The sequence below is a fragment of the Bradyrhizobium sp. Leo114 genome (genome assembly GCF_055229415.2).
The window spans coordinates 33,875-45,614 of sequence record NZ_JBUYEN020000038.1; the positions used below are offsets into that span (position 1 = coordinate 33,875).

Here is an 11,740-nt window from a genome sequence, read left to right on the forward strand (position 1 = left end):
GTAGATGCCAAAATCGGCGGGGCTCATCGCGTGAGCGAAAAGTAGAACGGCGAGAAAGTTAAGCGCGCGCGCACAGACGGTTAGCGCCAAGTAGATTGTAAGTGACGCCTGCATCATCTTGTATTGTAAGTGGGCGCTCGCGGTGGGAGCGTGATCGAGAGGAAAAAGATGAGAAACGATGGATACAGGTTTTGAAGCGCCGCTTCGATGGACGCGAAGGCGACTGTTACCGTGCAAGCTGCGACAACGAACCGAAGTAGCGTTTGTTCATCTTGAGTCAGGGATCGTTGGCGGGCGAGGCGCCGCGCATAGGCTAGACAGGTATAGGGCGCACTCAGCAAGATCGCAACAAGCCCAATTGCTCCGACAATACCAGATTTTGCGAGATAGTTGATCAGAACGGAGTGGTAGTACAAGAGAAGATTCTTGTCCGTGCTTGGGTCGTCTGTCACGAACGTTGTTCCGAGACCATTGCCAACTAGCATGTTGCTCTCGAAATCTGACAGACCTAGTTTCCAAATAGCTATGCGGGCCAACGTAGATCCGGAATATTGATTTTCTTCGACCGAAACGGACATGAGGTCGCTAGCTACAGTGATAGGGAGCGTCGTTGAAGCTAGAATAGCACCCGCAAAGAATAGCCAGGGCACCACAATTGACCGGAGCAGAACTCGCGAGTTGACGAGTCGGATGACTCCAAGTTGGCAAAGGAGCGAAACAGCAAAGGCAATTTCGCCAGTCCGCGAGTCAGCCATGAAAATCACCGTCGCGCTAACTGCGGCAAGGATGCCGGCGCTCCAGCGCTGCGCTTTGTTGCGTTTCGTGAATAGGGCGACCGACCCAAACACTGTTGCGACCAAACTAGCGAAATAACTGATTACCGCTGGATGTGGTGTTAGTCCGTAGAGGCGTTCCCGTTCAAGCCCGATCAAACGGAAAGCGCGCTCGGGTGCAACAACGCTCAATACCACCGACCCGATAACAACCGCCACACTCGCAACAAGGATGAGTCGGATCACCTTCACTCGCTGAGAAAAGGCTAAGGTGCCCACGAAGATCGCAAGAATTCCTGCACCGAGAATTCGTGCAAAAATTGGAAACGAGGATTCAAGAGCCCCATTCAAGAACATAGTGAAGCCGACGGTCACAACGAAAAATACAATCGGCCAGCCGCGGCGGATACCGTGCACCGAAACAAACGGCACCGTGACGCACATAAGGACTACGATGAGCCAGCGGATCGGTGGGACAAAATTGGCGCCTTCGCCAAGAAGCTCCGGCTCGATAGCCCAAGAAAGGACGAAAACCGCGCACAGGAGAGGTACTTCCCACCCTGCCCCACGCGCACTTATGGCACCCTCTACCATGGCTCGCTGCTTCATCACCACGTCCTGTGTACACATTTCGAGTCCCCTAACGGCGGAGCGCGAGCGCCGTTAAGTAAGTCGATGTGCTAACGGGAGCTCGATAGCGCCGGACGAAGGCCAAGAGCGGCACGCGCTTTCCAAACAATTCCGAAAAATAGATCTGGCAGTTCATTTTTTTGCGGTGACGAACGGCCCAGCGAAGAGCCCGGAAGCAGCCGACCGGGAGCAGCCAGAGAGGCGCCCTGATTAGCTCCCTGCGCAGATAGTTGGCGGCTTCGAGTGCAATGTGGCGCGCCCGGTTTCGATTGATCGGAGATTGCGCATGGAAAACACGTACGCCGGGGACGCTGCGGATTTCGAAACCGGCATCCATAATCCGCAGGGACCGCTCGACCTCTTCCCCCTGGCGGTAGAACTCACTGATATAGTCACCTGCTGCAGTAATTGCCCCCCGGCGGTAAACATTGCCACAACCTGTGTACGTTCGAAGCCGGATAGACTCCGAGTCGGATGGCCAGAGATATCCCTGCTCGGCAAGTCCAATGTTCAAGGCGGCAACTCCCGTACGCGGATGGTCGCGCATGAACATCACGATCAGCTCGAGACCGTGGTCATCCTCCAGCCAACTGTCATCATCCAGATTGAGAACGAACTCGCCCGTGCAATGCGCCGCACCGAAGTTCCGCGCTCCTATTAGACCGAGGTTCTCGGGTGTGCGCAGATAGATAACGTTCGGGAATTCTTTGACCACGTCCAGAATCGTGGACCCTGGCGTACTATCGTCGACAACAATTATTTCCTTGTTGCGATAGGTTTGAGCTACCGTGTGACGCAACGTGGTGCGCAGGTCTTCGGCGCGCATATAGGATGGGATCAGGATCGAGATGCGGCCAGCCACAGCAGACACGGTCTTCGCATTGCAACCGTCACGAGATAGCTCCAAACCCGCTGTGGACGTATCGGGGACATCTGTCACCTCGGTGTTGAATTCAACCAAGAAGATCTCCTCTACACTATCGCGAGCGCATCTTTGAAGCAGGCCGAAACGGCCGCTGATCTAGCGTGGCGAGCGGTCATTTCTGAAAAATTGAATATCGAAAGCTCCGCACTGCGGTCATCGTTCCGAGTATAGTGTCAGACCGTCCATAGCTCTGGAGCGTCACGTCATTGCATCGATCCGACTGGAAGTAACAAACCTTCAACTTAATGACTCTCGGACAGTTGTTTTTCACGCTAACTACGTGATCAAGAACATTGGGACTAGAGACGTGTGCGCGTGCCGCGGCCTCAACATCCAAGCACGGCCGACCAACAGCATCGCGAATAATCGGCTTGCTAGACTGTTCGGCGGGTCCCTGCATTGTGAGCTTAGAAATGCTTGAACTGTTTGTTTGGGCTCGTGCGGCAGTAAAGGCGCCCTGCGGTATGGAGAACAGCACAAAAACAATAGCCGCGTAGCGCCCCGTCTTTGAGCGCGTTTTCCTGCAACCGTTCATCGCCACCATCTTTCATCAATCTCAACCCCGGGCACGCTGACCTTCACCCCATCCCGTGCCAGCCTTTTCGCAAGCGCCTCGCGCGAGGTGATATCCGCCTGCTCCAGGCTCGCCACCAGCCGATCCTTTTGTGCCCAGCCGACGCTGATCAGGTTGATCGCCGCTTGCTCAATGAAATCAGAGTCCACCATGGCAGCGAACTCAGTCACCGCCTTCTGCTGCGTCGCCTCGCTCAGCATTGGAAAGATCGCGAGCGCTAGGAGGTTGCGGCGGAGCGCGATCCAGCTCTCGAACGGGCCGCTTGCGTAGGACTGGTCGAGATAGCCGAGATTACGGATGTCAAAACCATTGTGGGTGTTGCCGACCGAGTAGAGCATCAACCAGAGAAAGCTATCCGCCGGGTTCAGGGACAGCGAGGATTTCACCTTCTCCGCGGCAGCTACGGTCTCCTGGTCGGCCTCCTCCGAGCCCGTAGCTTCCTCGGCCGTGCGAAGGCGGATAAGCGCCGCGGCCTGCGCAAGCGCCGACTGCACCATGGCACCTTTGGAAGCGCGTTCGATACTCGCCAGCGTTTCGCTAAGCGCGCCCGACTTGAAGCGGTCATCCGCCACGACGCGCGACGATATCTCGCGAGCCGGCGCCCCCGCCCGGAATGACGGCAGCGTGCTAGATGACCAGAGCACGGCGGCAAGGGCGAACAACAGCAAGCCTCCGCGCATGCACGCTTGCCGCATCGGCGAACGGCTATTCCACATACCCATAGCGCGCGTAGTATTTCTGGTAATAATAGCGGCCGTGGTAGGATTCATACCGCGCCAACGCCTTCGTGTCGGCCTTGTTCAGCACCACGCCGAGCAGCTTGTTTTGGATCTCCTGCGAGCCGCGCAAATTGTGGCTGACGACATCGATGTTGGTCCTGCCCCACTCGACCACAAACACATACGAATCCACGAACGACGACGTCACGCGGACGTCGACCACGGGCGCCATCGGCGGCATGTCGAGGACCACGTAGTCGAACTTCGAGCGCAGCAGGGTTATCAGCGCGTGCATCGGCTTGGAGGCGAGGATCTCGTTGGTGTGCAGGAGTTTTGAGGTCGTGCCTGCGGGGAGGATCGCGAGCCTAGTGACGGGATCGACCGTCAGCACGTCCTCGAGCTGCACCTTCTGCGCGACGACGTCGACGAGGCCGGCTTGCGCAGTCGGCACCAGCGCGCGCGACAGCGAGGGGTTGCGCAGGTCGCAATCGACCAGCAGCACGCGCGCGCCGCTATGCGCCATCAATTGCGCGAGGTTGGTCGAGAGCGTGCTCTTGCCTTCGTTTGGCAGCGTCGAGGTCACCGCCAGCACGCGGTTCTCGCGCACGATCGAATTGAGATCGACCGCAACTTTCAGCGTGCGGACGGCCTCAGCGAATCGCGACAGCGGATTCTCCACGACATACCGGAGCAGGTCCGGCTCCGGATTGTTCTTCGGCTTTGCGAGCTTGCCGGCGAGCTTCGACTGCAGGCCGGCCGGGAGCTTCGACTGGAGGCCGTCCGGGAGCCTCGACGGTAGGCGGGCCGGCGGCGCCAGCGAGGGCAGGATCGCGATGCAGTTCGTGCCCAGCACCTCCTCCACCTGCGAGGTGGTGCGGAACACCTTGTCGGTGAGCTCGCGCGCCATCGCCGCGCCGAAGCTCAGCATCAAGCCGCCCATCAGCGCGGCGGCGAGGATGATCAGCGTCTTCGGATAGCTCTTCTTCAAGGGCGCGGTCGCCGCGCTGATCACACGCGCCTCGGTGATCGGGAAGGATTGCTGCTGCACCGATTCCATGTAGCGCTGCAGGAAATTGTCATACATCGCCTGGTAGGACTGCGCGTTGCTCTCGAGCTCGCGGAGCTGGATCTGCGCCTGGTTGGTGAGCTGGGATTCGGAGACGACATTGGCGAGGCTGGTCTTGATCGCCTCCTCGCGCGTCACGGCGATGTCGTAGTCGCTCTTGTAGGATTCCTGGATGCGCTTGAGCTCGTCCTGAATGTTCTTCTTGATCTCGGCCATCTGGTTGCGCAGGTTGACCGCGGCAAGATGCTCGCTGCCATATTTGGTCGACCAGATCGATTCCTTCGAGGCCATGTCGACATATTGCGCGCGGAGCTTGACGATGGTGTCGTTCTTCAGGGCATCGGCGACGTTGGCGTCCGGAATATCCTGCTTGAGCATGTCGTTCATGCGGTCGAGCCGCGCCTTGGCTTCCGCGGTCGCCGCATGCGCCAGGATCAACTGGCTGTTGACCTCGGCGAGCTGCTGCTCGTTCATCAGCCGCCCGCCGGTGTCGACGATATTGTTGGCGGTCTTGAAATCGACCACGGCGCGCTGCGCGGCGGAGGCCTGCGTGCGCAATTCCTTGATACGGTCCTGCAGCCAGACGCTGGCACGGCGGGTCGCCTGGTACTTCGCCTCGAGCTGGTCGACGATATAGGCGTCGGCGATCGCATTGGCGATCTTCGCCGCCTTCTGCGGATCGAGCGAGGTGAAGCCGATCTCCATCACGTAGGTCAGGCCGAGCCGCTTGATGGTGCGGTTCTTCTCGAACCGCTCCAGCGCCTTGCGCGTCTGCTCGAATTCGGACGGCGCGCTGCCGGTCGAGAACAGGCTGCCGATCCCGCCGATCACGGTGCCGAGCAGGCCGCCGCCGCCGCCGGTGAATTCGGGATCGTCGATCAGATGCAGGTCGCGTATCACCGCAAGGCTGATGTTCTCGGATTTCAGGATCTCGACCTGGGTCTCCACGGTCGCCGAATCCACCGCGATGTCGCCGAGCACGGATTGCTGCTGGAACAGCTGCACCTTGCGGGTGTCGATCACCATCGAGGCACTCGAGGTGAATTGCGGCGCGGCGGTGAACAGATAGAGCAGCGCGAGGATCAGGCACGCCGAGACGATCGCCACCATGGTCGGAAACTGCCGCCGGATCACCTCCAGATAGGAAGTCAGCGTCTGCGATGGGGAGCTCTCGACTTCGATATATTCGCGGTTGATTTCCGAGGTCGGCTTATTCACCTGCAGCATCTGCAATTCCTGAAATCAACCAGCGTTCAAGTATCGAAGGATAACGGATCTGGATTTTTAATCTTGGATCGCCCCGCGGCCCGCGCGAGCGAGGGAAATACCGTGCCCCAAAGCGCGATGCCGTGCGGCAGAATAGCATGGCGCAGGACCGGGATGAACTTAATTGATGCGGTGCAGTCGCACTCCACACACGAGATTTCGCGTGAAGCTTAACGGCGCTCGCGCGCGACCATGAGGCGCGTTTGACACCCCGTCCAAATACGGAAGAGCGGCGCATTGGCGCCGCTCTCGAAAGCCGATTGAGATGCGTCGACTGAGCTGAACGCGCTCAGCGGCGCGGGCTGACGCTGCTGGTCGTGCCGCCGACCGAGCCGCTGAAGTTCGAGCCGGAGTTCGCATAATGCAACCCGCCGAACGTTCCAGCGCCGCCATTGTTGCCGCCGAACGCGGCACCGAAATTACCAGTCGGCCCGCCGGCGCCGGTGCCACCGCCGCCTGCGCCACCACCACCACCGCCGGCCGCCGCGATCGCGACGTCACCGGTCGCGGCCTGATAGGCGGCGATCACGTCCTGGTTGTTGGTGCCGGCGATCGCCCGCTGGATCTCGTCGGCGAAGGCCTGATCGTTGCGAGCGGCAAGCCGCGCCACCTGCGCCAGACCCGCTACGATGGCCTTGACCTGATCCTTGCTGGTCGCCGAATCCTTCAGGAGCCCGATCAGCGCCGGAAGCGTCGTCGGATCGGATGCCGCGAGGTCGCGCACCCGCGAAATCATCGCCGCGCCGGCTTGCGGATGCTGCTGCAACAGGCTCGTGGGCGAGCCCTTGAATTCCGAGATGATCTGCGCCGGAAGCTGCTGCCGCGGCGGATAAACGGCCGCGCTGGCTGCCGATGAAATGGTCGCGACGATTGCCGCCGCCGCGGCCACCCGCAGCGCAAACTTAACAACGCTCATATAATTCCTCCTGAAATCAGCCGCCCCTGAGCGCGAGAATATCGCTATGCGCGGTGCAACGTAGCGGAACCGGTTCCCGCTGTCCACTCATTCTAAAAACTTCGTTAAGCGGCAAGCGCTTCAAAAATAGACAGTTTTATGAACTTCAAGGGTACGCGGCTGCCGCTGCCCGGCTGCGTCGTCGCTGCCCTCCTGCATCTCGCTCGGCTTGATCGCGGCCTCGCCGGAGCGAAACGATTGCGCTAGCCCAGCGCCAAAAAGCGCAAAGAACGGAATGCTGTAGCCGGGGACTTGCAAAGTAAAGTCGAGCATCGAATGCAACAGCGAAAGGCAGGCGGTGGCTGCTGCCGCGAGCGGAATGATGACGTCACGCCGCCGTCCGAAGACGCCCTTGGCAAGAACGACGAACATGACGATCCAGCCGGTTGCCACCAGCAGCGCGAGCGGAATACCGACCTCGGAAGCAAGCTCGAGCGGCGTCGAATGCGCGGCATCCCAGACGCCGCGAATCGAGATGTTCGGGCTGCGATACGGCGGGAAGGCCCATTGAAAAGTGCCCATCCCGGTGCCGAACCAGGGATTGTCGGCGATGATGCGCAGCGTCGACCTCCACGCTTCCACCCGCCCCTCATCCACCAGCCCCTGCGAGTCAAACCGGCTGGAGACCCGCCCGCCGAGCAATTGCAACAGGCCCAGCGCGACGACGATACCGGACCCGAGCGAAATCCATATGCCGGTGCGAGGTGGCAGATCCTTCCGCAAGAATACGGTGAACGAGACGATCATCGCCAGCAGCGACAGGCCGACGCCGGCGCGTGAGGTCGTCATGAACATCGCCATCAGGCAGATCAGAAACGCCAGCGCCTGCGGGATGATCTCGCGTGGCGGGATGTCGGCCAGGTCTCTTGAAAGGCGCACCCAGATCAGGCGCCGCTCCGACATCCGCCGCCGGATCTTCTCGAGGATCAGCAGCATCCAGATCACCGCACAGGACCCGAAATAAGCGGCCGCGGTGTTGCGGTTGATGAAGGTCCCGGTGACGCTGCCGAGATAGGCTGTCTTGTCGCGCCAAAGGATCATGGTTGGCTCGATCAGGAACGACAACACGCCGTAGAGCGCGTAAGTAGCGCCCGAGGCTGCGATCACCCACAGGATAAGCCGCGCCCGCTCACGCTCCGCTCCGATGATCAGACCAAGCAGCAGCGCCAGGACGTTCGCGAGCGGCGCGCCGAGCGCAAAGAAGGCTTCGTTCTTGACGATGGACGCGGATGGCGCAATCGGTGTGCCGAGCAGGTCGGAGGCCTGCTTCCAGATCGGGTGAAACGGCGCAAGCCAGGGCTGATCGGAAAGCTGCTCGTGCAGCACGAATGCGTATCCCGCAATGACCACCCCGATACCGGCGATGATCCGTGCATGCTCGCTTCGCAGCGCGCGGGTGGAGGCGAGCGCCAGCGCGAGACCCAGACAGAGGCACCAAAAAGCAATCGAGAGGTCGTTGGTGGAGCCGAACGGAAACGGTGCGCCGGCAACGACAAAAATCAGGATGCTGGTGGAAAGCAGGTTTCTCGACCACCGGATATTGAGCCTGCCTAGCCGCATGAGCCTCTTCGCGCGAATCTCATTATTTCAAGCTTCTCAGAAGAAGCAGTTGAACGGATAAATCTTCAGGTCGACGTTCAGCCGGCTGTCCCTCGTTTGTGCGCGCACCGCATAGAAGGAACCGCTCTCGTCGCTGCCCTGCCCCAGTTTGATGCCCGGCGTGAGCTCGTCAGCGGGCACTCGGAGTCCGATGTGACGATTGATGGACGAGACCTCGATGCCGTTCTTGTCGTCGCCGAAATTCGCCTTGATCTGTGTGACCGTGACTTTCGGCAAACCCCGTCGCTGATGGCAGGTCTCCTCCTCCCAGATCTTGGTTTGCGCAACCAGCGGTGCGCCTGCGTTTTCTGGAATGACGATATCGGAAAAGGACGGTGAGAGCATGCCAAAATAGCGCGATTCCTGGGAATTCGCTGACAGACGCACCGTAAAGGAAAGCGCCCCCTTCGAGCCGCGCAGCCGCTCCATCACGGGAGCATTCGGCTCGGCGGAAACGACGACATCGATCCGGTGGCGAACGCCCAGCGTCTCAGACCGGGCCCGGCCTTCGCTTGCCAGCAGGCCGATCACCACGCACGCCGGAGCAACAAGGCTACCCCGCCCGAGCCGAACCAACAGCATGTGGCCTCTTCAGATGTGAGCAACACGAAGTTTGCTCATAAACGCAAAATGGCACCGAGACAAAGTCACGGTGCCATTTTGTTTGCCTGGCCGAGGTGAGTTACGGCGCGAGCTTGATGTTGTTGCGGAAGATCAGCGCGTCGTTCGAGAGGTTAACTGCATCGCCGCCGGTCGCCATGACCACCCGCAGGAAGGTCAGGAACTTCGCAACTTCGACGTTACGCGAGTTCGAGACGTAGAGGATATCCTGGTTCTTCATCATCACCTTGGTGGCGAGGAAGAAGCCACCGGGATCGCGGAAGTTCACGCTGAAGATGACCGGGATCGTGTCCGAGGTATACTTGCTGATGTCGATGCCGAGCTGAGCCGCCACGTTCCGAGGCTCGCGACGATACAGGAACACCGCGGCCGGATCGGCCTGCGAGTCAAGCAGACCGCCCGCCTTGCCAACCGCTTCCCCAAGATTGATGCGCCAGGCGTCGAAATTGAATTCGCCGCTCTGACCGCTCGCGCCGAACGCCAGGAACTTCTGCTGTTCGCGGTAGACATAGATGCTGTCGTCGGGACGAACGTAGATATTGTTCTCCGGCGCCATCACGAGATTTTCGAACGGCACCGTCGCGCGCTTGCCACCGCGCTCCAACATCACCCAGGTCTCGAAGCCCTGGCCCTTGATGCCGCCCGCGCGCGTGATCGCGTCGAGCACCTTGTCCTTGGCACCGGCAGCGCTCGCCGGGTAACGCGCCGGCGTGTTGACCTCGCCGAGCACGCTGATGAGCTGCGTGCGCTGGCTCGCCATCGCGACGACGGCCTGCGGCTCGATCGCGCGATTGCCGATCCGCTCGATGATTGCCCGCTGGATCTCGACGGCGGTACGGCCGGCGGCCCTGATCTGACCGGCATAGGGCACGGTGATGAAGCCGTCATTGTCGACCGATTGATCGGGAATGGTCACGAAGTTACCCGGACGCACACCTGCTTCCGCCGGGATGAAAAGACCACCCGCGGCGGCTTCGAAGATCGTGACGCTGACGACGTCGCCAATGCCGAACACGATGCTCGCCGGCGGCCGCTGGTCGGTGAAGGCACCCGCGAGGCCCTTCGGCTCGTGGGTGTGAAGGATCTTCACCGTGGTCGTATTGATCGGAATGAGTTCGTATTGTGGCCCATTCTCGGTTGTTTGGGACAGAACATCGTCGGTGAGCGGCCCGGAACCCGGGTTAGTCGAGCAACCAGCAAGCCCCAAAGCAAGCAACAAGGTAGACGTGCTCAAAAATGAGCTTTTCGCAAACGAAAACATGAATCGCCCCAAACTTCCCCAATACAGCGAAGTCGTACGGTGCCATTTGCACTGCGACAAGACGTTCAAGCTCTGAAGGGATGGTTAACGGCGATTTGGAACCGCGAGTGTTGCCTCAGCGCAACTATTGGGTAGGTTTCGTGACAACCCTTGATCAGATATGCAACATTTGTGACAGCCAACCTGCCCTTTAGGTGAGCATAGTCGTGCAAGCGCGAAGTTTGAGATCGATCGTCCGAGTTTGCCAACCCGGGAGGGTTTGCTAAGCCTCAGGCGATCTATCGTCTCGGAGCGACCTTTTTCATGCTTCCAGCCTTGGGATTGCTGCTGGCGGTCGGGCAAGTTCCTGCCGGTCCGTCCAATCAATTAACTTATGAGAATGCCGTCTGTCGCGTGGCGGGCTCAACGCCGGTCTGCCGGATGACCCCGATACCTGTGGCCAATATGTCGAACTGGAAGTTCACCCGGACCCTGGGGATCAAGCCCGATGAGAGCTTTGTTGCCATTATGAAGACGGCCGACGCATTACAGTCCGATCCGGATTTTGCCGGCCTGATCATCCGCTGCGCGCCGAGGGGCAAAATCGAGGTGCTGGTGGCGCTGATCCGGCCATTTCCACCGCGCAGCCGTCCCCGGGTGACACTCGCCTCCGCGGGATTGTCTCAGAGCTTCGAGGGCACGATGGCCGCCGCAGGGGCAGCGGTGCTTCTGCCCGAAGAAGCAGGCGTGCTGGCCGGCGGCAAATGGCAGACCACGCCTTCGCTGGCGGTGACCGTCAAGGAAAATACCAGCGAAATCAAAGGTATCGTTGCTCTCAACGGGCTCCGCGAAGCCTACAGCACGCTGCTTGCAAGCTGCAGCCAGTAAGCTGCAATCTGCATATCCGACTTAAGCGCGTTTTAAGGTCTGGAGCCGACACTCCGAACAGGAGTGTGTGCGTATGGCTCAGGTTGCAATCTTCAGCTTTCTCTTTGGCGCCGTCTTCGGCTTGCGCTTCAAGGTGTTCGTGCTTCTGCCTCTGACGCTTGCGACCGGCGCAATTGCGCTCCTGCTTGCCCCGATCCTTTCCTTGACGCTGGTCGAAAGTCTCACAGGCTTTGCGATCGGCTCACTTGCCCTTCACGGTGGATATCTGTTCGGATCATTCACGCGCTTCGCCCTCGCGGCGGCGCGGGCGACGCGCGCTGTGGCTCGTCCGCTCAAGACCGCCCGCTGATCCCCCGCCGCGCTTGCGGATCCAATTGTCACGACCGCTTCTTTGAAATGAAGCCGACGGGAGATATGGTGGCGACTCGGTTCAGGCATTTTCCGAGCAGTCCGATTGTCCGTCGCTTTTTTCGCCCTCCTCTTC

10 protein-coding genes are annotated in these 11,740 nt (G+C 60.0%); 2 read left to right on the forward strand and 8 right to left on the reverse strand.

What is annotated here, in order from left to right; translation table 11 throughout:
* Window positions 1-113: 113 nt before the first annotated feature.
* From ACZIRK_RS33705 to ACZIRK_RS33740, 8 genes are all read right to left on the reverse strand, one after another.
* On the reverse strand, window positions 114-1,382 hold the full coding sequence (locus tag ACZIRK_RS33705; protein ID WP_474418926.1) for an O-antigen ligase family protein: 1,269 nt from the start codon (window positions 1,380-1,382) through the stop codon (window positions 114-116).
* Window positions 1,383-1,413: 31 nt separating this feature from the next.
* Entirely contained in the window at window positions 1,414-2,364 is a 951-nt protein-coding gene (locus ACZIRK_RS33710; protein ID WP_474418927.1) for a glycosyltransferase family 2 protein, read from the reverse strand.
* Window positions 2,365-2,859: 495 nt separating this feature from the next.
* Window positions 2,860-3,582 (reverse strand): hypothetical protein, encoded by a 723-nt coding sequence (locus tag ACZIRK_RS33715; RefSeq protein WP_474418928.1) that lies wholly within the window; start codon window positions 3,580-3,582, stop codon window positions 2,860-2,862.
* A 25-nt stretch (window positions 3,583-3,607) separates the two neighbouring features.
* Window positions 3,608-5,914, reverse strand: a complete 2,307-nt coding sequence (locus tag ACZIRK_RS33720; protein WP_474418929.1) for a polysaccharide biosynthesis tyrosine autokinase — start codon at window positions 5,912-5,914, stop codon at window positions 3,608-3,610.
* Between the two features lie 328 nt (window positions 5,915-6,242).
* Window positions 6,243-6,869 (reverse strand): hypothetical protein, encoded by a 627-nt coding sequence (locus tag ACZIRK_RS33725; protein WP_474418930.1) that lies wholly within the window; start codon window positions 6,867-6,869, stop codon window positions 6,243-6,245.
* A 120-nt stretch (window positions 6,870-6,989) separates the two neighbouring features.
* Complete coding sequence (locus ACZIRK_RS33730) at window positions 6,990-8,468, reverse strand: O-antigen ligase family protein (protein WP_474418931.1); 1,479 nt, start codon at window positions 8,466-8,468, stop codon at window positions 6,990-6,992.
* A gap of 36 nt (window positions 8,469-8,504) precedes the next feature.
* Entirely contained in the window at window positions 8,505-9,089 is a 585-nt protein-coding gene (locus ACZIRK_RS33735; RefSeq protein WP_474418932.1) for a hypothetical protein, read from the reverse strand.
* A gap of 100 nt (window positions 9,090-9,189) precedes the next feature.
* Window positions 9,190-10,389 carry a polysaccharide biosynthesis/export family protein gene (locus ACZIRK_RS33740; RefSeq protein WP_474418933.1) on the reverse strand — a complete coding sequence of 400 codons (1,200 nt, stop codon included), beginning with the start codon at window positions 10,387-10,389 and terminating at the stop codon, window positions 9,190-9,192.
* Between the two features lie 315 nt (window positions 10,390-10,704).
* Between ACZIRK_RS33740 and ACZIRK_RS33745 the strand changes: the two genes are divergently transcribed.
* Both ACZIRK_RS33745 and ACZIRK_RS33750 read left to right on the forward strand, forming a co-directional pair.
* Window positions 10,705-11,256 carry a hypothetical protein gene (locus ACZIRK_RS33745; protein WP_474418934.1) on the forward strand — a complete coding sequence of 184 codons (552 nt, stop codon included), beginning with the start codon at window positions 10,705-10,707 and terminating at the stop codon, window positions 11,254-11,256.
* A gap of 73 nt (window positions 11,257-11,329) precedes the next feature.
* Window positions 11,330-11,605, forward strand: coding sequence for a hypothetical protein (locus ACZIRK_RS33750; RefSeq protein ID WP_456642941.1), 276 nt, complete (start codon window positions 11,330-11,332; stop codon window positions 11,603-11,605).
* Window positions 11,606-11,740 lie beyond the last annotated feature (135 nt).

Coding starts and splice junctions, on each gene's coding strand:
- ACZIRK_RS33705 (WP_474418926.1), bottom strand. CDS start 1,382: ATGAAGCAGCGAGCCATGGTAGAGGGTGCCATAAGTGCGCGTGGGGCA.
- ACZIRK_RS33715 (WP_474418928.1), bottom strand. CDS start 3,582: ATGCGCGGAGGCTTGCTGTTGTTCGCCCTTGCCGCCGTGCTCTGGTCA.
- ACZIRK_RS33720 (WP_474418929.1), bottom strand. CDS start 5,914: ATGCTGCAGGTGAATAAGCCGACCTCGGAAATCAACCGCGAATATATC.
- ACZIRK_RS33725 (WP_474418930.1), bottom strand. CDS start 6,869: ATGAGCGTTGTTAAGTTTGCGCTGCGGGTGGCCGCGGCGGCGGCAATC.
- ACZIRK_RS33730 (WP_474418931.1), bottom strand. CDS start 8,468: ATGCGGCTAGGCAGGCTCAATATCCGGTGGTCGAGAAACCTGCTTTCC.
- ACZIRK_RS33735 (WP_474418932.1), bottom strand. CDS start 9,089: ATGCTGTTGGTTCGGCTCGGGCGGGGTAGCCTTGTTGCTCCGGCGTGC.
- ACZIRK_RS33740 (WP_474418933.1), bottom strand. CDS start 10,389: ATGTTTTCGTTTGCGAAAAGCTCATTTTTGAGCACGTCTACCTTGTTG.
- ACZIRK_RS33750 (WP_456642941.1), top strand. CDS start 11,330: ATGGCTCAGGTTGCAATCTTCAGCTTTCTCTTTGGCGCCGTCTTCGGC.